Below are 23731 nucleotides of genomic sequence, written 5' to 3' on the forward strand. Positions count from 1 at the left end.
ATCTTTTTAATTATTTTATGATAAATAGTTGATTTTTAGATGAAAACGGTTTATACTTAAAAAGTCTTAAAGTTTTCTTAAACGAAAACTAAAACAAAAAAGGAGGAATGACAATAATGAGTATCGGAATCATTATTGCGAGCCACGGCGAATTTGCTGCGGGTATTCATCAGTCAGGATCTATGATCTTTGGTGAACAAGAAAAGGTTCAAGTTGTAACCTTTATGCCAAATGAAGGTCCTGATGATCTATACGCTAAGTTTAATAACGCTGTTGCTGCATTTGACGCAGAAGATGAGGTTCTAGTTTTGGCTGACCTTTGGAGTGGATCTCCATTTAACCAAGCTAGTCGCGTGATGGGAGAAAATCCTGAGCGTAAGTTTGCCATCATCACAGGACTTAACTTACCGATGTTGATTCAAGCCTACACAGAGCGCCTCATGGACGCTACTGCAGGTGTAGAAAAAGTCGCTGCTAATATCATTAAAGAAGCCAAAGATGGCATCAAGGCTCTTCCAGAAGAGCTCAATCCAGTTGAAGAAGTTGCAAGTGCTGCAGCTGCTCCAGTTGCCCAAGCTGCTATTCCAGAAGGAACTGTTATCGGAGACGGTAAATTGAAAATCAATCTTGCCCGTCTTGACACACGTCTTCTTCACGGACAAGTTGCAACTGCTTGGACACCAGATTCAAAAGCAGATCGTATCATCGTTGCTTCAGATAACGTAGCAAACGACGACCTTCGTAAAGAATTGATTAAACAAGCAGCTCCAAATAATGTCAGAGCCAATGTGGTTCCAATTCAAAAATTGATCGAGGTTGCAAAAGACCCACGCTTTGGAGAAACACATGCCCTTATCTTGTTTGAAACACCTCAAGATGCCCTTCGTGCAATCGAAGGTGGCGTGCCAATCAAGACCCTTAACGTAGGATCAATGGCTCACTCAACAGGTAAAACAATGGTCAACAACGTTTTGTCTATGGACAAAGATGACGTTGCTACATTTGAAAAAATGCGTGACCTCGGTGTTGAATTTGACGTACGTAAAGTACCAAACGACACCAAAAAAGATTTGTTTGACTTGATTAACAAAGCCAACGTTCAATAATAGACATTAAACTATAGAAGAATCCTAAGAAAATTTTTCACTTTATTATCATTAAATAGAAAAGGAATAAAACCATGTCAGATATTTCAATTATTTCTGCTGTCTTGGTTGTAGTTGTTGCCTTCCTTGCAGGTCTTGAAGGTATCCTCGACCAATTCCAATTCCATCAACCAATCGTCGCATGTACCCTTATCGGACTTGTAACTGGTAACCTCGAAGCAGGTGTTATGCTTGGTGGATCACTTCAAATGATTGCCCTTGGTTGGGCAAATATCGGAGCTGCCGTAGCTCCTGACGCTGCTCTTGCATCTGTTGCCGCAGCAATCATCTTGATCAAAGGTGGTAACTTTACTACTGAAGGTATCGCCGTTGCAACAGCAACAGCTATTCCACTTGCCGTAGCTGGACTTTTCTTGACAATGATTGTTCGTACAATCTCAGTTGGTTTGGTTCACACTGCCGATGCTGCCGCTAAAGAAGGAAATATTGCAGCTGTTGAACGTGCTCACTTTGTTGCACTTCTTCTTCAAGGTCTTCGTATTGCAATCCCTGCTGCCTTCCTTATCGCTATCCCAGCTTCTGCCGTTCAAGATGCTCTTAAATTGATGCCAGACTGGTTGAACGGTGGTATGGCTGTCGGTGGTGCTATGGTCGTTGCCGTTGGTTACGCTATGGTTATCAACATGATGGCAACTCGTGAAGTATGGCCATTCTTCGCAATCGGTTTTGCTTTTGCTGCCATTTCTCAATTGACTTTGATTGCCCTTGGTGTAGTCGGTGTTGCCCTTGCCTTCATCTACCTTAACCTTTCAAAACAAGGTGGTAACGGTGGCGGCGGAGCTGCGACTTCTAACGATCCAATCGGTGATATCCTAGAAGACTACTAGAAAGGAGAACAATCATGACTGAAAAACTTCAATTATCAAAATCAGATCGTAAAAAAGTTTGGTGGCGTTCACAATTCCTTCAAGGTTCTTGGAACTACGAGCGTATGCAAAACTTGGGTTGGGCTTACTCATTAATCCCAGCTATCAAAAAATTGTACACTACTAAAGAAGACCAAGCGGCTGCTCTTGAGCGCCACCTTGAGTTCTTCAACACTCACCCATACGTAGCTGCTCCAATCATGGGGGTTACTCTTGCACTTGAAGAAGAACGTGCGAACGGTGTTGAAATCGACGACGCTGCTATCCAAGGGGTTAAAATCGGTATGATGGGACCTCTTGCTGGTATCGGTGACCCAGTATTCTGGTTTACAGTTCGTCCTATCCTTGGAGCTCTTGGTGCATCACTTGCTGCATCTGGTAACTTGGTTGGTCCACTTCTCTTCTTCTTCGGATGGAATGCTATCCGTATGGCCTTCCTATGGTACACACAAGAGTTTGGTTACAAAGCTGGATCTGAAATCACTAAAGACATGTCTGGTGGTATTTTGAAAGACATCACTAAAGGTGCTTCTATCCTTGGTATGTTCATCCTTGCCGTTCTTGTACAACGTTGGGTATCTATCAACTTCACAGTTAACCTTCCTGGTAAACAATTGGCTGAAGGTGCCTACATCAACTTCCCAGAAGGTCCTGTATCAGGTGCTGAATTGAAAGGTATCCTTGGTCAAGCACTTGGGGGATTGAGCCTAGATAAGATTCAACCACAAACCCTTCAAGGTCAGTTGAACTCATTGATTCCAGGATTGATGGGACTTCTCCTTACTTTCCTTTGCATGTGGTTGCTTAAGAAAAAAGTATCACCAATCTCAATCATCCTTGCACTCTTTGCAGTAGGTATCGCAGCTCGTTTCTTCGGTATCATGTAATCTTGGTGAGAATGTACAAACAAAAAAAGAATCAGGTTTATCACCTGATTCTTTTGGCTCTTTGTCAAATAGTGTTGATGAAGAACCTAATGAAAAAAGAATCCAACAAAAATTGGACTACCTGTCTCCGGTTGAATACCGAAGACGGTAGCCCTAGGGTGTTTTTATTAAATTCTCACTTTTTGGGGTCAGTCCCTAAGCCTGATAGTAATTTTTTGTTCATACTATTCCCCTTTAGTCATTTACTACTTTAAGTTGCATTGCTTTAGCTACTTCTTCTGCCTTTGATCCCTTAGGTGTATGGATTTCTACATCTGGGTTACAGTTATCCACAAAATAGAAGTATTCTGTAATTTCTGTTACACTTGCTGGAATTGTAATAGATTTAATTGATGATGTCCCCCAAAATACTAATGTTCCAATACTCTTTGTTCCTTCTGGGAATACAACTGATTCTAATGAACTATCAGAGTTGAAAACATCATCTTCTACTGTTTCTATTGACTTACCAAAGTGGACATACTTTAACTTATTGTCAATCGTAAACGCACCTTTTCCAATATATCGTACTGTATCTGGTAAAACGATTGCCTCACAATGTTTCAAGTTCGCAAGACCACGTTCTCCAATTGCGATAACAGGTTTACCTTTAATTTCCTTTGGTACACGAACAACCTTATCGTCAGAAGTACAACTATAGATGACATAACCTTCTTCCCATAAATATACGCACGTTAATATATTAATATATTTAAGGATTTATAACTATAGTTCCTTAATTTTCCCAGTAAAAAAACGAAAGGCACCACAAGTTATTTATGTGTTTTCTTTAAACGATTCATGTACTTCTGTCGCAACTTCTCACCCGCCTTTAATTGCGGTTGCGATAGATTGAGGACCTAAATATGCATCCCCTGTTATTAGTTCATTTCTATTGTATTCTGATGTTGACCGAAAGTCAAATTTTTACCTTTCATCTAGAACACTAAAGTCTACTTTTGTTCAATTGCTGCAACGACAAGGTCACATGGAATAATATGTTCACTACCTGCCACTTCATGCGTTGATCTTCTTCCACTTTCATCTGATTCACCAAGTTCCATTGTAATAACCTTTACACCAGTTACTTTCCCACTCTCATCACGCAATACTTCTTTAATATTCTCTAAGAAATGGAATGTAACACCTTCATTGTGTGCATCTTTGATTTGTAGTGTAGCTTCTAGTATATTGTTCATATGGTCATCATTCTTTTGTTTTAGGTTTCAGCGCTTTTAATATAATGGATGTTGGCCTTTTTGTATACACTAAAATAGGGTTGGTGGAAAATTTCCATCAACCCTAAAAATTATAGAACCACACAAAACCCTGACCAGAGATGGCCAGGGTTTTGTATTTCAAAAATTATTCTGTAAATTCTATAGTTACTTTTACTTCAGAATCCATTGAAGAAAATATTGTTTTATAATAATTGATTGCAGATTCTTTAATTTCACTCTTAAATTTATCTAAATACTCTGCTTGTTTATCACTAGAAAGTTGGTTAGCGACCAATTTCCCAGTATCAATATCTTCTGTAGTTCCACTTAATAACTCTCCATGACTATCATATAAATCATAAGGATTATCTTTTGAAAGTTCAACACCAATTACTTCCAATTTTGGAACAATAACCTTATATTCTTTTTCGCTTATTTGTTCAACCTTTACACTACTTTTAATTCCAAATTTAGCTTTATAATTTAAAATTACTAATGCTGCTTTTTTAGAGAACGGCACATCAAACCCAAAAACTTGAGTTGTTTTTGTTTCAGAAATAATTTCATTAATTCCCGCATTCAAAAATACAACTTCATTCACTTTTTCAATACTTTCGATATTAATTGACGATTTGACTTCTGATTTATGTTCCTTAGGTAAGAAAAATAGCACTCCAATAGCTATAATAGCTATTAATACCACATTCAATAGTACACTAAACATATTAACTTTCTTCTTTAATATAGACAAGATAAAAAAACCTCACTTTAAATAATCTATCTAAATTTTACACATTCTAAAGAAAATAGTCAATATTTTTTCGTACTATCTTCTAAAATTAATTGTGCCTATTAAAAATGAAATTAGTTTGTTGCATTTGATTATATTTTTTGAACACCAAATCCATTTAAAATTGAGTGCTATTTTGAGCACTAAAAAAGGGCTCTTTGTCAAATAGTGTTGATGAAGAAATTTAGGAAGGGATTAAGCAACTAATTGTTGCTTAATTCCTTTTTGTTTTGGGCCAAACATTTTTGTTATTAAAATAATCCTATTTCTAAAATGGTAATAGTTTCTAAAGCCGTAGGCATTTCTTTTAAGCACTTTTATTTTATTGTTTATTCCTTCAATAGGGCCATTTGTTCTAGTTGGACACTCACAAGTATTTTGAATATATGGCAAGTAAGTCATAAGAGTCTTTAATACTCTTTTTAAACCAGGAGATAGGTCTAATTGCGTAGCTGCTTCAATCGTTTCCTTGAATTCTATATAATCTCTATCCTGTATACATTCACGAAGTGAATGTACAACCTCATAATCATTTTTAAGAGATGGATTTTTTTCTAAGATATAATCTACGATTCCTTTACTTGTTATGAAGCTTTCAAAAAGCTTATAACGATTATATTTATAGTTCTGAAGTTCATTAGAGTTCTTTAAAATTAACTTCCAATAATGTTTTAACTTTCGATATAATTTAGAGTCTTTATAGCGATGCTTATTCATGACACGTACCCGAGTTCGATTTAATTCTCTATTTAAGGCTTGTACGATATGAAAAGGATCAATGATAATTTTAGCGTTAGGAAACATTTCTTTTATTAATTGAATGTACGGTAAGTACATGTCGATGGAGATAGTTTTTACCTTTAATCTAGTCTTAGGCTCAAAACGATGAAAATACTTTTTCAAGCTGTAAGATTTTCTATCTCGTACAACATCGACCAGCTTGTGTGTAGTGCTATCACAAATAATGAAGCTCATATTACTATCGGAAGATTTGACGGATTTAAATTCATCAAAACACAAATGCTCAGGTAAATCGTGTAATGGTTTAATCTTTAGTAAACGTGTTGTATCATCTATGATACGTCTTACCGTATGAACTGAAACATTTGTTTCTTTTGCGATATAGGTTTCAGATACTGTTTCACTTATTTTTGATTTAATTTCGTTTTTTAAGTGTTTAGAGATATGACAGTGTTTTTCTACGATTCGACTAGTGTCTGCGGTAAATGAAGAGCCGCATTCTCTACAGAGAAATCTCTGCTTGCGTAGATTTAAGTAGGCCGCTAGGCCTGAAACAGAACAGAGAGTGATACGAGATGTTTTCGTGCCGTTTTTAACGATATTATTATTTCGGCTAACACACCCACAAACGGTACAAAATTCTGGTTTATGCGTATAAGTAGCTGCATAAAATAAAGATTTTCTCTTTTTAAATATCTTCTCTTGAACTTTATTATCCCAAATAATGTTTTTATCTTTGATTTGTAGTGTAGCTTCTAGTATATTGTTCATATGGTCATCATCCTTTTGTTTTAGGTTTCAGCGCTTTTAATATAATGGATGTTGGCCTTTTTGTATACACTAAAATAGGGTTGGTGGAAAATTTCCATCAACCCTAAAAATTATAGAACCGTTCTTTTTATATCTCATTTATTCAGCCAAGGCACCCATTGGATCCCATGGTGCAAGGACGATTGGTTCTGCTTCATAGGCAGCTTGTTCTTCTGCTGTTAGTAATTCCTTACGAACAACAATTTGGTAAGTGTACTCGTCCATCCAAGCGTCTGAGGCAACAAAGTAACCATCTGTACCTACCTTATCTCCCCAAGAGTTTTCAACCTTCCACTTGGTTGACTTACCATTTTCATCCAAGTCAACACCTGTCAAGACCATAGCGTGGGTCATTAAGCTTTCACTGTAATCCAAACGTCCAGCCTTGTCTTGAGTGAGTTTAATGTCCATGCTTGATTCAAAATCATAAACATCTGTCGCAAGAATTCCAGCTTTACGGTTGCTAAGCTGACCGACATCTGAACCAAACCAAACAGTCTCACCTGCTTGCATTTGAGCGATTGCCAATTCTTTCAAGCGCTCCATCGGTACGTTAATGTAACGAACCGCACGGCTACCAACCACATTTCCCAACATCTCAACTGTATAAGATTGGCCATAAGGTTTATCAGCAGTTGGAGCATTGATAACAGAAACGTAGTCTTCTAGAGGAAGATTGACATATTTCTTGTAAAACTCTTGTGGTGTAATGCTCTTTTCGCTTTGGTAGTTGTTGTCTTTATCGCGATAAGCAAAGTCAAATTTTCGTGGTGGAAGCCCCAATGACATAGCAAGGAAGTTAAAAATTTCTTGCAAGAGGTCTTCTTTCTTAGCTTGAACAGTCGCTTGGTCTGCGCCAGAAGCAAGCAAGTCACGCAAGATTTGAGCATCTTGGCGAAGCAATTTGTTAAGGATGGCATTGAGCTCACGACTGCTACTAGATGAAACAGACTCAGGGTAAACAGACTTAGGAACGACACCGTATTTCTCAAAGAGGGCAACGACCATATCCCATTGACCACCGTCTTGTTGTGGTGTTTGAAGTAGGAATTTAACCTTGCGGCTCGTCAAGTCCTGGTCTGCAGTCGCAATGACTTGCTCCAAGAACCAGTTTGATTTCTCATACTTGTCCCAGAAAAATGTGTGGGCCTGTGATAACTCAAAATTTTCTAGTTTGTATTGTGAGATAAGCTTGTGGCGGAAGGTGTTGAGGGCTGCAAACATCCAGCAACGACCAGATGCTTTCTGGTTAGTTACCTTGTCCTTGGTCAAATCCAATGAGAAAACAGGTGTATTGTCTACATGGCTTTGACGGCGTTCTAGAGCTGCAAAAATCCCGTTGTGGCTAGCAGCATTTTCAATCGCTTGGTATTTGACATTTGCTTCATAGTTGGCAAATAGTTTATCAGTAAATGATTCTTGAATCGCGTTCATAGATTCCTCCTTTTATTCTACAGTCTATTATAACTCTTTTCACAAAGGAAGCAACTGAAAAACATAAAAGGCAAGGACATTGTCCCTCCCCTTTTTCTAATATAAAGCAGATTAAGCAATACTAGCAAGAAGATTTTCCAATTCCTCCTTGGTCAAGCGGCGCCATTCCCCTCGTTCTAGGTTCTCATCCAATACTAGCGTTCCCATAGTCAAACGTTGCAAGTCCATCACTTCCTTACCACAGTAGGCAACCATACGCTTGACCTGATGAAACTTCCCTTCTGCAATAGTCACACGGATTTGGCTTTGATTCTTTTCTGTATCTGTGGAAAGAATCTCCAGTCTAGCGGGCTGACAGGTAAAGTCTTTGAGAGGAATACCCTCAGCAAATGTCTCCACATCTCCTTGGGTCATGATTCCCTTGACTTGTGCCTGATAAGTCTTGTCCACATGACGCTTGGGCGAAAGAAGAGCATGGGCAAGCTGGCCATCATTGGTCAAGAGTAGAAGACCATGTGTATCAATATCCAAGCGTCCTACTGGGAAAACTTCCTTGCTCCGAGCCAAGTCATCCAACAAGTCCAGAACGGTTCTGTGTTTGGGATCCTCAGTCGCTGAAATAACCCCTTGGGGCTTGTTCATCATGTAATAGACAAACTCTTCATACTCCAGTACTTGCCCATCAAAGTGAATCTCATCTCTTTCTTCATCAATCTGCAATTTAGCCGACTTTTCTTTTTTACCATTTACCGTCACGCGCCCAGCCTTGAGCAAGTTTTTGACCTCAGTCCGGCTCCCCACAGCACAGGCAACTAAAAATTTATCTAATCTCATAGAACTATTATATCATACTCAAAAGGAGGCTGGTACAATGACCAATCTCCTTTTCGTTTCATACTCTTCAAAAATCTCTTCAAACCGCGTCAACGTCGTCTTGCCGTATATATGTTACTGACTTCGTCAGTTCTATCTACAACCTCAAAACAGTGATTTGAGCAATCTGCGGTTAGTTTCCTAGTTTGCTCTTTGATTTTCATTGAGTATCAGATTTAAGAAATTAACTTCCTCGTCTCCAGAAAATCGCTAAGACAATCATGGAACCTAGTACTGCCGGAATAATGGCAGTTCCTGCTATTATCGGTCCCCAAGTTCCAAAAAGCAAATGGCCTATAAAGGCACCAATCCAGCCCAGAAACATTTTTCCAAAACATCCCATTCGCTCTCCACGATTGGTTAGAGTACCTGCTAAAAATCCCACTAGGAGACCAACGAACATACTTCCTAACATATTATCTCCTTACTTTGCCCAATCTCCGTTACGGAAGAGTGGTACACGTGTCCCATCCTCACGGATACCATCGATATCCATTTGGTTAGAACCAATCATAAAGTCTACGTGAACATCTGAACGGTTAAGCCCCGCAGCTTCAAGCTCCTCTTCGCTCATCTCCGCTCCACCAACAACGCTAGTTGCATAGGCTGCACCAATAGCCAAGTGGTTTGAAGCATTCTCATCGAAAAGGGTGTTAAAGAAGGTAATGCCTGACTGAGAAATTGGGCTTGGATCTGGTACCAAGGCACATTCACCCAAGGCACGCGCACCCGCATTTTCAAAGACAAGATCCTTCATAACCTGATCACCCTTCTCAGCAGTGATATCCACAATTTGTCCATCCTTGAAGCTTACTTTAATTCCTTCGATGATATTTCCATTATAGCTAAGCGGTTTTGTAGAAGTGACATAACCATCTGCACGATGGAAGTCAGGCGCTGTGAAGACTTCCTCTGTCGGCATATTTGGCAAGAATCCTTCGCCCTGTGCATTGATAGCACCAGCTGATTCCCAAACGTGGTTCTTCGGCAATCCAAGGGTCAAATCTGTCCCTGGCGCTGTGTAGTGAAGGGCTGAAAATTGCTCTTTATTAAGCATATCGGCCTTGCTCTTGAGGATAGCTGCATGCTCTTCCCAGGCCTTAACAGGATCTTCTTCGTAGACACGGCAAGTTTTAAAGATTTGGTCCCAAAGGAGATCGACTGCTTCTTCATCGCTAGCAGCATTTGGAAAGACTTTCTTAGCCCACTCAAGTCCAGCAGCGGCTGCTACAGTCCAGCTAACCTTGTTAGATTGAGTTGCGATACGCATTGGCTTCATGGCAAGTCCCATAGCTTTAGCAGAAGCTGAAAGCTTGTCAGCATTCACTCCGTTCAAGGCACCTGGATCAGATGAACGAACTCCAAGACGGCTAGCCTTGTTCTCCAAGAGATAGTTCATCTCAGCAATCTTGTATTCTGGTACATTATCCAGACGCTCCATCGGTGCGTGGAGGAATTTCTCACGGTTGATGATATCATCTGTCCACTGAACGATCACCTCATGTGCACCCAAAGCATAAGCTTCTTTGACGATTAAGTGAGCCAACTCGCGTTGCTCCACATCAATAGAAAGAGCCAAAGTGTGACCAGCCTGCACGTTGATTCCGTTCGCAACCAGTAATTTCGCATATTTTTCTAGATTTTCTTTAAAATTTGGTAAAACCATGTTGTTTTCTCTTTTCTATTTTATTTTTCTTTCAAAGCAGAGAATAATCCTGCTAAAGCAATAGCACCTGACAAGAGTGCTGTTGATAGAAGGATTGTCTGGTCAGCAAGTTCCAATTGATATTCAAATACCTTCTCAGCCGGCTTATCTTCCGCAAAAATTCTTAGTTTCATCTTTTTTCCTCCAAGACCTTAAAACAACTCATCAAACAAACTGAGTTGGTTATCCTCTGGCATATTGCCCAGAATCCCCATTTCATCTATCTTTTCAACCAAGGTTGATGAGAGCCCACCACGCTTGCGTAGTTCTGTTTTAGAGAGGAATTCTCCCTCTTCACGCGCTCGCACCAACTGCTTAGCAACGTTCTCTCCCAGACCATCCATTGCTACAAATGGTGGAATGAGGGTATCCCCATCGATGAGGAACTCTGTTGCCTGACTACGGTAGAGATCGAGTTTTCCAAACTTGAAACCACGCTCCCACATCTCATTGACAATCTCAAGAGTTGTATAGAGATCAATTTCTACATTAGAAGCTTCATTGTTCTTCCGTTTTTCAGAGATTTCTTCCATTCTGCGTTTGATGGCATCCAAGCCCGCCCCCATTGTCTTGATATCAAAGGCCTTAGCACGGATTGAGAAGTAAGCACAGTAATAATAAATGGGATGGTGAACCTTGAAGTAGGCCACACGCAAGGCCATCATAACGTAGGCTGCCGCATGGGCTTTAGGAAACATGTACTTAATTTTCCCACAGGACTCGATATACCACTCTGGCACCTTATTAGCCTTCATGGCTTCGATATAGCCATTGCGTTCCTCTTCGGAAATCTTGAGCCACAAGCCCTTACGTACCCGTTCCATAATGGTAAAAGCCATCTTAGGTTCCAGACCCGCATGCATGAGGTAAACCATGATGTCGTCCCGACAACCGATAACGGTCGACAGGTCCGCAATTCCTTGCTTGATTAAATCCTGGGCATTTCCCAACCAGACATCAGTACCGTGGGACAATCCAGACAACTGCAGCAACTCCGCAAAAGTCGTTGGGTGCGTCTCGTCCACCATTCCACGAACAAAGTTGGTTCCAAACTCTGGAATCCCCAACATACCCGTAGGCGTTCCAATTTGTTCAGGTGTTACCCCTAACACATCCGTCCCAGAAAAGAGGGCCATCACACCTTCGTCATCCATAGGGATTTCATTAGGATCAATCCCAGACAAGTCCTGCAATTTCCGAATCATGGTCGGATCATCATGTCCCAATACATCAAGTTTGAGGACGTTCTCGTCGATATCATGGAAGTTAAAGTGAGTGGTCTGCCATTCAGCCGTCACATCATCTGCTGGATACTGGACAGGCGTAAAGTCGTAGACATCCATGTAGTTAGGAATAACAACGATTCCCCCTGGGTGTTGGCCTGTTGTCCGTTTGACACCAGCAGCACCTTGAGCGAGACGTTCCACTTCTGCATCACGATAAAACTTGCCATAATCTCGCTCATAGCCCTTTACAAATCCATAGGCAGTCTTGGCAGCCACCGTACCAACCGTTCCTGCACGGAAGGCATATTCCTCACCAAAGATATCACGCACATCCAAGTGGGCGCTAGGCTGATCCTCTCCCGAAAAGTTCAAGTCAATATCGGGAACCTTATCCCCATCAAAACCAAGGAAGGTCTCAAACGGAATATCCTGCCCATTTTTGCTGAGTTTGTGACCACAGTTTGGACAATCCTTATTGGGCATATCAAATCCTGAACCATAAGAACCATCGGTGATAAACTCGCTGTATTGACACTGACCACAGACATAGTGAGGAGAGAGAGGATTAACCTCCGTAATCCCAATCATGGTCGCAACAAAACTGGAACCAACAGATCCACGGGAACCAACCAAGTAACCCCGTTCATTGGAACGTTGCACTAGCATCTGCGAAGCCAGATAAATCACAGCAAATCCATTCCCCAGAATAGAAGTTAATTCTTTTTCAATCCGCAAATCAACGATATCTGGCAACGGATTTCCATAAATCTCAAAAGCTTTCTTATAGGTCAGCTCAGCGACCGTTTCTTCAGCTTTGTCGATGAAAGGCGTGTACAAGTCACCCTTAACAACCTCAACGGGTTCAAAGATTTCTGTCAAGGCATTGGTGTTTTCAATAACCAATTTGCGAGCTAGTTCCTCTCCCAAGAAGGCAAATTCATCCAACATCTCATTAGTCGTTCTAAAATGGGCTTTTGGCAGAGGAGCTGGTTGAGCATGTTCCCCATGACCGATAGTTCGGTTAATCATCGCCCCCTGTCCCAAACTACGGACGATAATTTCACGGTAAATCTCTTCTTCTGGTTCGATATAGTGGACATTTCCCGTAGCCAAAACGGGCTTGCCAAGACGGTCTCCCACCTCTATCAAACTCTTGATAATGGTCTGGAGTTCTTCCATATCCTTGACCTGCTCCTTGGCAATCAAGGGAGCATAGATAGCTGGTGGCATGACCTCGATAAAGTCATAATACTTGGCCACCTCAACCGCCGCATCCACACCTTGGGAAACAACCGCATCAAAAACTTCACCTTCTGAACAAGCCGACCCCAGAATCAATCCTTCCCGATGGGCATCTAAAACTGTTCTCGGAATTCGTGGCACCCCTTCAAAATACTTGGTATTGGACAAAGAAACCAACTTAAAGATATTTTTTAGACCTACCTGATTCTTGACATAAATAGTCGCATGCTTGATCCGAGCTTTTTTATAAGAATCTGGACTAATCAAATCAATATTAAGTCTAACTAGATCGGTCACACCATGTTTTTCTGCTACCTCTTTGATAAAGATGAAGAGCAGACGACCAGTAGCTTCCGCATCGTAGTTGGCCATGTGGTGATGTTCTAAGGCCACACCAAAACGCTTGGTCAAAGGTCCCAAACCATGACGCTTATACTCAGGATAGAGGTTTCTAGCAAACTCTAACGTATCGATAACTGGCTGACTAATCCTTGGAAGACCATGACGCTCATAGTTGGCATTCATAAATCCAACGTCAAAGGTAGCATTGTGGGCAACTAAGACCGTATCCTTGCAGAATTCTTGGAATTCTTGCAAAACTTGTTCCAGTGGTTTGGCATTTTTGACATGGTCATCTGTAATTCCAGTCAACTCAGTAGTAAAAGCTGACAAGGGATGTCCAGGATTGATAAATTCATCAAATTCAGCAATAACATTCCCCTTGTACATCTTAGAGGCCGCAACCTGAATCAAATCATTATAGATAGCTGAAAGCCCCGTCGTTTCCACGTCAAAGACCACGTAGGTCGCTTCCGACAAGTCCATCTCCACTTCGTTGTAGACGATAGGGACACGGTCCTCCACGATATTGGCTTCCATACCATAGATCAGCTGGATTCCCGCTTTCTTAGCAGCCTTATAGCCATGTGGGAAGGACTGAACATTTCCATGGTCTGTGATGGCAACCGCCTTGTGTCCCCACTTAGCAGCTGTCGCAACGATTTCTTCTACCTCTGGTAGTGCATCCATGGTCGACATATTAGTATGAGCATGAAACTCAACCCGTCGTTCTCCTTCTGGCATTAAATCCTTCCGCTCATAGTGAATAACTTCCTGCACGTCTTGCGCGTTCATAGTCAAATCGCGTGTGAAGTTATTCATCTCTACATTCCCACGAACACGAAGCCAAGAATTCTTTTTGATGAGATCAAATTTCTGAGCTTCCTCTTCATTCTTAACCCACTTTTGCATCGAAAAACTTGAAGTGTAGTCCGTCATTTTAAAGTTGATCAAAACACGCCCTGTTCTGGTCACTTTTTGCTCCACATCAAAAACAACCCCTTCAAAGACCAAACGATTTTCCTCCGTCGTCACTTCGATCATAGGAGTAATCTCTGCCTTATCCAGCTTCGGTTTAGCTGCAGCTTTTTTAGCTTGAAAATCAAAGGATGGTTTCTCTTCCGCTGGAGGAGGTGCCATCTGTTCTAGTTGTTCCATAGCACGGAGCGCTTCCTCGTTAGCAGCTTGAACAATCTGCTCATTTTCAGCATGAAAGGCCTCTTCCTGCTCTTGTGTCAGGACATCATTCTTCTCTACTTGACAATTAAAAGCTGGAAAACCAAACTTTTCAAGTTGTTTCGCTAAATTAGGAAGGTGATTTTTCTTAAAATGCTCCTTATCAATCGCCTCAGATCCTTCAATAAATAGCTGATTGCCCTCCGCACGAACTCGCAAATTCTGATAAAGGGACTTAAAACCTTGACTAGCACATGGCCCCTCAGAAAAAGCCTCTCTATAGTAGGACTGCAAGAGTTGATTTGAAAATTCTTGAGACAGAGTCTTGATTTCGAAAATAGCTTTATTGCCTGTCTTAGAAAATTCTTCCCTCAAACCTTTCTTTAATTCTAAAAAGATTTCAATCGGTAAAATATTAGAAAATACGAAATGAAACTCCCATACCTTACTAATTTTATGAACCACAACTCGCTCAATATCGGCCTGTGCTAAAGCAAGAGCCCGTCTCATTTCAGCAGGTATCCCCAATTGATTCATCAAAATTTCAAAACTATTTGACATTCATTTTCCTCACATTATTCTTCTACTATTTTACCATACTTAGAGGTGTTTTCTAAAGACAAAAGGAAGCCACTAAGTGACTTCCTTCTAGAGCGAGGACAGATTAGTCTTCACCTTTGTTTTTCTTAATAATTTCTTCTTGTACAGACTTAGGTACATCTTCGTAGTGGTCAAATACCATCATGAATGTACCACGTCCTTGAGATGCAGAACGAAGAACTGTTGCATAACCGAACATTTCAGCAAGTGGAACGTAAGCACGAACGATTTGGCTGTTACCATGTGCTTCCATACCATCTACACGTCCACGACGAGCAGTTACGTGACCCATAACATCACCAAGGTTTTCTTCTGGAACAGTGATTGTTACAAGCATCATTGGCTCAAGGATAGCTGGTTGTGCTGATTTAGCAGCTTCTTTAAGGGCAAGTGAAGCCGCAATCTTGAAGGCAGTTTCAGATGAGTCGACATCGTGGTATGAACCATCGTAAAGTTTAGCTTTAACGTCAACCATTGGGTAACCTGCAAGTACACCGTTAGCCATAGATTCTACCAAACCTTTTTCAACCGCTGGGATAAATTCACGAGGAACCACACCACCGACGATTGCGTTTTCGAATTCGAATCCTTTACCTTCTTCGTTTGGAGTAAATTCAATCCATACATCACCGAATTGACCTTTACCACCAGACTGACGTTTGAAGAATCCACGTGCTTGAGTAGAAGCACGGAATGTTTCACGGTAAGATACTTGAGGAGCACCTACGTTCGCCTCAACTTTGAACTCACGACGCATACGGTCAACAAGGACGTCAAGGTGAAGTTCACCCATACCAGAGATAACTGTTTCACCAGTTTCAACGTTTGTTTCAACGCGGAATGTTGGATCTTCTTCAGCCAATTTTTGAAGAGCGATACCCATCTTATCTTGGTCAGCTTTAGATTTTGGCTCAACCATCAATTGGATAACTGGTTCTGGAACATTGATTGACTCAAGGATGATTTTAGCTTTTTCATCTGTCAATGAGTCACCAGTTGTAGTATCTTTCAAACCAACGGCAGCAGCGATATCACCTGAGTAAACAGTGTCAATTTCTTGACGGCTGTTAGCGTGCATTTGAAGGATACGTCCGATACGCTCACGTTTACCTTTAGAAGTGTTCAATACGTATGAACCTGATTGAAGAACACCTGAGTATACACGGAAGAATGTCAAACGACCTACGAATGGGTCTGTCATGATCTTGAAGGCAAGAGCTGCAAATGGCTCTTCATCAGATGCTGGACGAGTTTCTTCTTCATCTGTATCTGGGTTGATACCTTTGATCGCTGGGATGTCAAGTGGGCTTGGAAGGTAGTCAATAACCGCATCAAGCATCAATTGAACACCTTTGTTCTTGAAGGCAGAACCACACAATACTGGGAAGAATTCAACGTTGATAGTCGCTTTACGGATGCCAGCTTTCAATTCTTCGTTAGTGATTTCTTCACCTTCGAGGTATTTCATCATCAATTCTTCGTCAGTTTCAGCAACTGCTTCAATCAATTTTTCACGGTATTCTTGAGCTTGGTCAAGGTATTCAGCTGGGATGTCTTCTTCAAGGATATCTGTACCAAGGTCGTTAGTATAGATTTCAGCTTTCATCTTGATCAAGTCGATGATACCACGGAAGTCATCTTCAGAACCGATTGGCAATTGGATTGGGTGTGCATTTGCTTGAAGACGATCGTGAAGTGTGCTTACAGAGTAAAGGAAGTCAGCACCGATTTTATCCATTTTGTTAGCAAATACGATACGTGGAACTCCGTACTCAGTTGCTTGACGCCAAACTGTTTCAGTTTGAGGCTCAACACCTGATTGTGAGTCAAGAACGGTAACCGCACCATCCAATACACGAAGAGAACGTTGTACTTCGATTGTGAAGTCCACGTGTCCTGGTGTGTCGATGATGTTTACGCGGTGGTTGTTCCATTGAGCTGTTGTCGCAGCAGATGTGATAGTGATACCACGCTCTTGCTCTTGCTCCATCCAGTCCATTTGTGACGCACCTTCGTGAGTTTCACCGATTTTGTGGATTTTACCAGTGTAGTAAAGAATACGCTCAGTAGTTGTTGTTTTACCAGCATCGACGTGAGCCATGATACCGATATTACGAGTTTTTTCAAGTGAAAATTCGCGTGCCATGAGGTTTGTTTCTCCTATTTATTTTTGATTTCTATTCTATTATAACACGATTTTAATAAAAACGGATAGGCAGGACCTACCCGTTCTCAATGTTTTCATGCTATTGTTGGTTTCAACTTGTAGATTTACAAGTTGAATTGAACTCGGGCTAAAAGCCCAAGTTAGTTGAGTTGAGCTCAAGCTAAAAGTCTGGAGAAAAAGATGAATCTCATTGGTTGCAATCGCAACCTGCTTTGATTCCCTATTTTCTCTGGGACTTTCTTAACGCTTTCGCATCCTATATTACCAACGGAAGTGTGCGAATGCACGGTTAGCTTCAGCCATACGGTGAGTGTCTTCACGTTTCTTAACAGCTGCACCAGTGTTGTTAGCAGCATCCAAGATTTCTTTTGCAAGACGGTCTTGCATTGTGTGTTCACCACGAAGACGAGCAATTGTTACCAACCAACGAAGTCCAAGTGTTGTACGACGTTCTGGACGAACTTCAACTGGGACTTGGTAGTTAGAACCACCAACACGACGTGCACGTACTTCAAGTACAGGCATGATGTTTTCCATAGCTGTTTCAAATACTTCAAGTGCATCGTTACCAGTAGCTTCTTTGATTTGCTCAAAGGCACCGTAAACGATTGAAGCAGCTGTACCACGTTTACCATCAAGCATAACGCGGTTGATAAGACGAGTAACTAGTTGTGAATTGTAAAGCGGATCTGGCAATACGTCACGTTTTGGCGCTCTATTTTTACGACTCATTTCTCTTTATCCCCTTTCCTTATGCTTTTGGACGTTTAGTACCGTATTTAGAACGGCCTTGTTTACGATCGTTAACACCTGCAGTATCAAGTGCACCACGGACGATATGGTAACGTACCCCTGGAAGGTCTTTTACACGTCCACCACGAAGAAGAACCACGCTGTGTTCTTGCAAGTTGTGTCCGATACCTGGGATGTAGGCAGTAACTTCGATAAGGTTGCTCAAACGTACACGAGCGAATTTACGAAGGGCTGAGTTAGGTTTTTTAGGTGTCATTGTTCCAACACGAGTTGCAACACCACGTTTTTGTGGTGAAGAAACGTTTGTTTGAACTTTTTTATGACTGTTGTAACCAACGTTCAAAGCTGGTGATTTAGATTTTTCTACTTTTGATTTACGCGGTTTGCGAACCAATTGGTTAATTGTAGGCATCTACATTCTCCTGTGTTTTTTTATTTTTGGTGATGATACACTTGGTGACAGCTATCATCTGTGTGTACTTTTGCAACATTTGTCAGCACGTCCCTGTACACTCTTGAGAGACCAAAAGTAAAAAGTACCGTCTATTATTGTAACAAAATTTTCCATTGGTTGTCAAGATATTTTTCTTTTTTATTGTTAATTTTAGCTCTTTTGTAGTGCTCCCCCAAAAAAGAAAAAGGAGGAATCCCACCCTCCTAAAGTTAGTATTGTTCCATTCAATTCCATCAATTTTAACACATAATGTTCAAAAAAATATTATATCATCACAACCAACCAGATTCTTTCGCGATATTAGCTGCCTCTGTTCGATTGCCTGCATCTAGCTTGGAAAGAATATTGGTGACATAGTTTCGGACTGTTCCGTTGGATAGATAAAGTTTGTCTGCAATTTCTTGGTTAGAGAAGCCCTGAGCAATTCCCTTTAAAACTGCGATTTCTTGCTCCGTTAATGGATTGGGATGCGTCATCACCACTTCCATCAATTCAGGCGAATACTCCTTGCGCCCTTCGAGGACGGTGTGCAAGGTTTGCATTAGCTCTGCAATGTTTCTTTCTTTTAATACATAAGCATCTACTCCAGCCTTGACCGCACGTTCAAAATACCCAGGACGCTTGAAGGTCGTCACCACAACCACCTTTGTTGCTAGATTTTCTGCTCGTATCCACTCCAAGACTTCAAGACCTGTCTTAACAGGCATTTCTACGTCAAGGATGGCGATATCTACAGACTCCTTTTCTAATAGTTGGATTGCTTCTTGCCCATTCTTGGCTTGAAAGACAAACTCTACATCCGGTTGAAGCGTGAGCAACTGGCACATTGCATCTCGTAACATACTTTGATCTTCTGCAACAAGTAGTTTCATCTTAGTTTCTCTCCTTATAAGGTAGTCGAACCTGAACTTCTGTCGGTTCTTTCCAACTAATTACCTTTACTTCTCCCGAAAATGGAAGAACACGATCTCGAACTGTATGGAGGTCATCCCCCTTTATAGAAGTAAAGCCACAGCCATCATCTCTCACTGTTAGAATGAGTTCTTTCTCTGTCCGTTCTAATCTTAAGTAGACTTTAGACGCTTTAGCATGTTTGATGATATTGGTCACCAACTCAAGCAAAATCATGGAAGCCGTTGACTCCAATTCCTGAGTTAAGCTAGCTGTATCTAGTTGATTAGCTATTTCCACCTCAATTCCAGCAATTTCTAACATCTTTTTCACAGTCTCTAGTTCGGATGTCAAAGTTCTAGACTTAAGATTTTCTACAATGGTTCGCACTTCACGCATTGATTCTTTGCTAATTTGCTGTATTTCTCTTAATTCCTTTTCCACCTGTGGATAAGCCTCCATCTGAAATAACTGCAAGGCCAAATCTGTCTTGACACTCAGCATAGCAAAAGTGTGTCCCAAGCTATCATGCAAATCCTGACCGATACGACTGCGTTCATTTTCAGCAAGCAATAGATTTATCTGGGCATTTTGCTTAGCCTGTGCTTCTTTCAAATCCTCCACAATCCGAATCCGAACCAAGCCAAAAGTCATTAAATCGACAAAAGCAAGAATTACAAGTAGATAGAATAGAAACTCAACTTCGATTCTCTGAAAAATCAACAGTTGGCCAACAACAAGGACTTGAGCAAGAAGAAAAGTCCAGACATGTAAAGACTTTAAACTACGTACGCCAAAATGATAACTTAAGAGGTTAGAAAGGAAAAAGAAGAACCAGATATAATTAACAGCAACAAAGGCAGTATTCCCAACTACATAAGTCAGCATGAGACCCCAATATAGCCAAGATAGGCGCTGGCTCTTAGTTGTTAAAACACCCAAATATGCCACTACAAATAGAATATCAATGAATAAATGCCAGACAGAAAGCCACCCAGTCACTACAGGTAGGATGGGGAAAATCATAAAAATTAAACTGGCCCAAAACATATAATGTATGCTTTTCAGTCTTTCAAGCATTAAGCATTCTCCTTATGACCTTGAAGGTAAATGGTCAAACCAAACAAAACTGCTGAAAAAACAAGTAGATAAACTGTAGCTGATAGATTGATGCTACCCTCGTTTAAGAAGGTCTTGAGCAACTCCATCAACTGATAAGTTGGTAGACACTTCCCGATTGCTTGCATCCAGTCTGGAAATAAAGAGATGGGCATCCAGAGTCCGCCTAAAACAGCCAAGCCTAGATAGAGAAGATTGCCCACGACAGACATCAGCTGACTAGAAGGCAAGAGTGTCAAGGTCAAGCCAAGCGCTACAAAAGCTACACTTCCTACTATCAGCAAGAACGCAGCCCCAATCCAGTTTCCAAGAGACATATCCACACCTCTTACAAAATGCCCAACTGAGAAAACCACCAAGATTGAGACCAAATAATCAACCATCATACTTGTTATCTTTGATAGATAATATTCTACCATATTTACTGGAGTATGGCGTAATGTTTTCTGCCAATTGTTGATTTTATCGGTATGTAAAACAGCTGGGAATGAAAACATAGCTGTCGACATCATGGAAAAGGCTGTCATGGAGATGAGGTAATCACGCATAAAATTCGCGGGCCCACCTGGTGTGTCCTGGTACATGCCAGAAAAAAATAAATAGAAGGCTGTCGGCATCCCTACGGATAACAGATAATAGACTAATTGTCGTTTGGTCAATAGAAATTCTATCTTGTTTAGTGCGATCCATCGTTTCATCTTAGTCATCTCCCTTTTGTGTTTCTTCAAAGATTGTATCCAGCAAGCTACGATTATTGACTTCAATTTCTTGAATCCTACATCCTGCCTGAACTAATAGTTCCCAGAAAGCGTCCGCTTCGCGTGTGACTACTTGTAGAGCATCTTGTTTTTGTGACCAGTTTTCAACCAAGTTAGACTGCTCAATGACTTCCTTGTATGCTAGAGGAAGGATAAAATGCTTTTCAATTCCCTCACTACGCATGGCTAGAGGCGTCGTATCACGAATCAACTCTCCCTTATTCAAGACCAAAATCCGGTCCGCTGTATGCTCTACCTCTTCGATATAATGGGAGGAATAGAGAATGGTAACTCCCTTAGCTTTTAGTTCCTGAACAATTTCCCAAAAGCGTTGACGAGTTGAAGTATCCATGGCAGCAGTTGGTTCATCTAAAAAGACAAGCTTTGGTCGCCCAATCAAGGTCAAGACAAAAGAGAAGAGACGCTTTTGCCCGCCTGACAATTTTTCTGCGAATTGCTCTTTCTGATGCTGGTCAAACTGCAATAGTTGATCGATTTCCTGGTTGCTCAAGGGATTTGGATAAATACTTTGAAAGAAAGCAATCAACTCTTTGACCTTTAATTTCTGAACGATGACATTTTCTTGAGGGAGATAGGATCTTGTGTAGTCTAACTGAGAACTCGTCACTGGCAAGCCTTGGATGGATACTTGATCGCTTGTGACCCGTTTATCTCCAAGCAAACAGTCCAAGAGTGTGGTCTTCCCAGCACCATTGGGCCCAATCAAGGCGACGCATTCACCTTCAGCTATCTCAAAGGAAATATCCTTCAAAATAGCCTTGCCCTTGATGTTTTTATTTAGGCTTTCTACCTTAATCATGTTCATGATATTCTCCTTTCAACCACTCCTTTCCCATAGGAAAGGCGATAAAAATCATAAATCCCAGTCCCCAGGCACCGCGAATGGCTTGGTGAAGGAAGGCTTGATCAAACCAACCTGTAAACATTTCTACCAACCATACCACTAGTGATAGTCCAATAAAAAGATAGAGAAACGCTTTTTTCATTTTTCAAACTCCTTTTTCACATCTGAGACTAATTTCAAACCTTCTCGGATAAGCCAGGACATCATTCCAAATCCTGCAAATAGCTCCCAAGGAAAATGATAGAAATCTTCATCCAATCCTGAGAACATGAGATAAGTCATGACTCCTGCTGCTACTAAACTCATTGCGACAATTACTTTATGTTTCATTTTTTCTTCCTCCACTTGATACATCTAGTATAATTCTTTGAAGGTAGAATCACTAGAAGCTTCTGTCATGAGGAGATATGACAAATGTCATTAAAAATTCTGTTCAAAACAAACAAGATACACTATACAATAAAACACAAGTAGAAAAATCTAAGGCAGCCTCCTCAAAAGAAATATCAAACCCCATTCACACTATAATGTAAACTAATACTTATCTAAACTCGTAATAGCAGCAATTTTTATAACATTGAAACATATATTATAGGTTCAACAAAAACTCTTCTATTACTTTATTAAAAATTAATAAGAGTTATAAAATCTATTAAATTTCAATGTGTATAATTAACTACAGTATTTATTAAATAAGACAGGAAACAAAAAAGTATACGCGATCAAAATGAATTACTGAAATTCAAAAAAGAGAGAAGCAAACTGATTCTCTCTTAATGTATATAATATCTAGTTAAACAAAAAAGATACGCTTACGTATCTCTGTAATGAATCGGGAAGACAGGATTCGAACCTGCGACACCTTGGTCCCAAACCAAGTACTCTACCAAGCTGAGCTACTTCCCGAGTTAAATAGAAAAATGCACCCTAGAGGAGTCGAACCTCTAACCGCCTGATTCGTAGTCAGGTACTCTATCCAGTTGAGCTAAGGGTGCTCATTATATTATGCCGAGGACCGGAATCGAACCGGTACGATCGTTACCAATCGCAGGATTTTAAGTCCTGTGCGTCTGCCATAAGCCGGCTCATTTATTATATCTTAATGCGGGTTAAGGGACTTGAACCCCCACGCCGTTAAGCGCCAGATCCTAAATCTGGTGCGTCTGCCAATTCCGCCAAACCCGCATATATGACCCGTACTGGGCTCGAACCAGTGACCCATTGATTAAAAGTCAATTGCTCTACCAACTGAGCTAACGAGTCTAAAATAACTTTCGTTATTCCAAACGGTCCCGACGGGAATCGAACCCGCGATCTTCGCCGTGACAGGGCGACGTGATAACCGCTACACTACGGGACCTATGGGAGTTAACGGGATCGAACCGCTGACCCTCTGCTTGTAAGGCAGATGCTCTCCCAGCTGAGCTAAACTCCCTAGAGCTAAGCGACTTCCATATCTCACAGGGGGCAACCCCCAACTACTTCCGGCGTTCTAGGGCTTAACTTCTGTGTTCGGCATGGGTACAGGTGTATCTCCTAGGCTATCGTCACTTAACTCTGAGTAATACCTACTCAAAATTGAATATCTATTCAAATCAAGAAAACCGTTC

General features: G+C 41.0%; 23 protein-coding genes, 7 tRNA genes and 1 rRNA gene. 4 read left to right on the plus strand and 27 right to left on the minus strand.

The features are described from left to right. Positions 1-116: 116 nt before the first annotated feature. The 3 genes from D8848_RS08015 (at position 117) to D8848_RS08025 (ending at position 2919) form a co-directional block, all read left to right on the plus strand. On the plus strand, positions 117-1106 hold the full coding sequence (locus D8848_RS08015) for a PTS sugar transporter subunit IIB (protein ID WP_125443429.1): 990 nt from the start codon (positions 117-119) through the stop codon (positions 1104-1106). A gap of 74 nt (positions 1107-1180) precedes the next feature. Further along, on the plus strand, positions 1181-1993 hold the full coding sequence (locus D8848_RS08020; RefSeq protein ID WP_125443430.1) for a PTS mannose/fructose/sorbose transporter subunit IIC: 813 nt from the start codon (positions 1181-1183) through the stop codon (positions 1991-1993). A 14-nt stretch (positions 1994-2007) separates the two neighbouring features. Further along, positions 2008-2919 (plus strand): PTS system mannose/fructose/sorbose family transporter subunit IID, encoded by a 912-nt coding sequence (locus D8848_RS08025; RefSeq protein ID WP_000136858.1) that lies wholly within the window; start codon positions 2008-2010, stop codon positions 2917-2919. 234 nt (positions 2920-3153) lie between these two features. On the opposite strand, the gene D8848_RS08030 is transcribed toward D8848_RS08025, so the two are convergent. The 19 genes from D8848_RS08030 to D8848_RS08130 form a co-directional block, all read right to left on the minus strand. Then, a complete protein-coding gene (locus D8848_RS08030; RefSeq protein ID WP_223339927.1) occupies positions 3154-3573 on the minus strand; it encodes a leucine-rich repeat domain-containing protein in 420 nt (139 codons plus the stop codon). Between the two features lie 338 nt (positions 3574-3911). Then, complete coding sequence (locus tag D8848_RS08035; protein ID WP_004238875.1) at positions 3912-4157, minus strand: hypothetical protein; 246 nt, start codon at positions 4155-4157, stop codon at positions 3912-3914. 166 nt (positions 4158-4323) lie between these two features. Next, positions 4324-4902, minus strand: a complete 579-nt coding sequence (locus D8848_RS08040) for a DUF4230 domain-containing protein (RefSeq protein ID WP_000493216.1) — start codon at positions 4900-4902, stop codon at positions 4324-4326. A gap of 261 nt (positions 4903-5163) precedes the next feature. Next, positions 5164-6480 (minus strand): ISL3 family transposase, encoded by a 1317-nt coding sequence (locus D8848_RS08045; RefSeq protein WP_125443431.1) that lies wholly within the window; start codon positions 6478-6480, stop codon positions 5164-5166. A gap of 138 nt (positions 6481-6618) precedes the next feature. Continuing rightward, positions 6619-7953 (minus strand): aminopeptidase C, encoded by a 1335-nt coding sequence (gene pepC, locus D8848_RS08050; protein ID WP_125443432.1) that lies wholly within the window; start codon positions 7951-7953, stop codon positions 6619-6621. Positions 7954-8064: 111 nt separating this feature from the next. Next, positions 8065-8787, minus strand: coding sequence for a pseudouridine synthase (locus D8848_RS08060; protein WP_125443433.1), 723 nt, complete (start codon positions 8785-8787; stop codon positions 8065-8067). 223 nt (positions 8788-9010) lie between these two features. Beyond that, complete coding sequence (locus D8848_RS08065; RefSeq protein ID WP_000901572.1) at positions 9011-9241, minus strand: GlsB/YeaQ/YmgE family stress response membrane protein; 231 nt, start codon at positions 9239-9241, stop codon at positions 9011-9013. A 9-nt stretch (positions 9242-9250) separates the two neighbouring features. Next, positions 9251-10492 carry an aminopeptidase gene (locus tag D8848_RS08070; RefSeq protein ID WP_045612725.1) on the minus strand — a complete coding sequence of 414 codons (1242 nt, stop codon included), beginning with the start codon at positions 10490-10492 and terminating at the stop codon, positions 9251-9253. 20 nt (positions 10493-10512) lie between these two features. Further along, a complete protein-coding gene (locus D8848_RS08075) occupies positions 10513-10665 on the minus strand; it encodes a hypothetical protein (RefSeq protein ID WP_000776626.1) in 153 nt (50 codons plus the stop codon). An 18-nt stretch (positions 10666-10683) separates the two neighbouring features. Then, positions 10684-15075 (minus strand): PolC-type DNA polymerase III, encoded by a 4392-nt coding sequence (locus D8848_RS08080; RefSeq protein WP_125443434.1) that lies wholly within the window; start codon positions 15073-15075, stop codon positions 10684-10686. 103 nt (positions 15076-15178) lie between these two features. After that, positions 15179-17260 (minus strand): elongation factor G, encoded by a 2082-nt coding sequence (fusA, locus tag D8848_RS08085; protein ID WP_000090348.1) that lies wholly within the window; start codon positions 17258-17260, stop codon positions 15179-15181. 282 nt (positions 17261-17542) lie between these two features. Further along, positions 17543-18013, minus strand: coding sequence for a 30S ribosomal protein S7 (gene rpsG / locus D8848_RS08090; RefSeq protein WP_000087873.1), 471 nt, complete (start codon positions 18011-18013; stop codon positions 17543-17545). Between the two features lie 19 nt (positions 18014-18032). After that, positions 18033-18446 carry a 30S ribosomal protein S12 gene (gene rpsL, locus D8848_RS08095; RefSeq protein ID WP_001142332.1) on the minus strand — a complete coding sequence of 138 codons (414 nt, stop codon included), beginning with the start codon at positions 18444-18446 and terminating at the stop codon, positions 18033-18035. Positions 18447-18760: 314 nt separating this feature from the next. Continuing rightward, complete coding sequence (locus tag D8848_RS08105) at positions 18761-19360, minus strand: response regulator transcription factor (protein ID WP_045612722.1); 600 nt, start codon at positions 19358-19360, stop codon at positions 18761-18763. Between the two features lies 1 nt (position 19361). Further along, a complete protein-coding gene (locus tag D8848_RS08110) occupies positions 19362-20459 on the minus strand; it encodes a sensor histidine kinase (RefSeq protein ID WP_125443435.1) in 1098 nt (365 codons plus the stop codon). Continuing rightward, positions 20459-21196, minus strand: coding sequence for an ABC transporter permease (locus tag D8848_RS08115; RefSeq protein ID WP_125443436.1), 738 nt, complete (start codon positions 21194-21196; stop codon positions 20459-20461). Before D8848_RS08115 ends, D8848_RS08110 begins: the two co-directional genes overlap by 1 nt. A 1-nt stretch (position 21197) precedes the next feature. Beyond that, the gene (locus D8848_RS08120) at positions 21198-22082 is read right to left on the minus strand and encodes an ABC transporter ATP-binding protein (RefSeq protein ID WP_045612719.1); all 885 of its coding nucleotides are present in this window, start codon (positions 22080-22082) and stop codon (positions 21198-21200) included. Further along, positions 22069-22263: a hypothetical protein gene (locus tag D8848_RS08125; RefSeq protein WP_045612718.1), complete on the minus strand. Its 195-nt coding sequence runs from the start codon at positions 22261-22263 to the stop codon at positions 22069-22071. Before D8848_RS08125 ends, D8848_RS08120 begins: the two co-directional genes overlap by 14 nt. Beyond that, positions 22260-22451 carry a hypothetical protein gene (locus D8848_RS08130; RefSeq protein ID WP_012972435.1) on the minus strand — a complete coding sequence of 64 codons (192 nt, stop codon included), beginning with the start codon at positions 22449-22451 and terminating at the stop codon, positions 22260-22262. The genes D8848_RS08125 and D8848_RS08130 overlap by 4 nt, the downstream gene beginning before the upstream one ends. Positions 22452-22528: 77 nt before the next feature. On the opposite strand from D8848_RS08130, the gene D8848_RS10940 reads away from it, so the two are divergent. Further along, complete coding sequence (locus tag D8848_RS10940) at positions 22529-22654, plus strand: hypothetical protein (protein WP_260467300.1); 126 nt, start codon at positions 22529-22531, stop codon at positions 22652-22654. Positions 22655-22953: 299 nt separating this feature from the next. Here D8848_RS10940 and D8848_RS08135 read toward each other — a convergent pair. The 8 genes from D8848_RS08135 to rrf form a co-directional block, all read right to left on the minus strand. Further along, positions 22954-23027: transfer RNA gene (locus D8848_RS08135), tRNA-Pro, on the minus strand. A 15-nt stretch (positions 23028-23042) separates the two neighbouring features. Continuing rightward, positions 23043-23116, minus strand: a tRNA-Arg gene (locus D8848_RS08140). Between the two features lie 11 nt (positions 23117-23127). Beyond that, positions 23128-23206 (minus strand) — tRNA-Leu (locus D8848_RS08145). A gap of 18 nt (positions 23207-23224) precedes the next feature. Beyond that, a tRNA-Leu gene (locus tag D8848_RS08150) sits at positions 23225-23306 on the minus strand. A 5-nt stretch (positions 23307-23311) separates the two neighbouring features. Beyond that, positions 23312-23384 (minus strand) — tRNA-Lys (locus D8848_RS08155). A gap of 24 nt (positions 23385-23408) precedes the next feature. Continuing rightward, positions 23409-23481 (minus strand) — tRNA-Asp (locus D8848_RS08160). A gap of 2 nt (positions 23482-23483) precedes the next feature. Then, positions 23484-23556: transfer RNA gene (locus tag D8848_RS08165), tRNA-Val, on the minus strand. Positions 23557-23560: 4 nt separating this feature from the next. Continuing rightward, positions 23561-23676: ribosomal RNA gene (gene rrf / locus D8848_RS08170) — 5S ribosomal RNA — on the minus strand. Between the last annotated feature and the right edge of the window lie 55 nt (positions 23677-23731).

It is taken from the genome of Streptococcus mitis, from assembly GCF_003942775.1.
Classification (GTDB): Bacteria; Bacillota; Bacilli; order Lactobacillales; family Streptococcaceae; genus Streptococcus; species Streptococcus mitis_CN.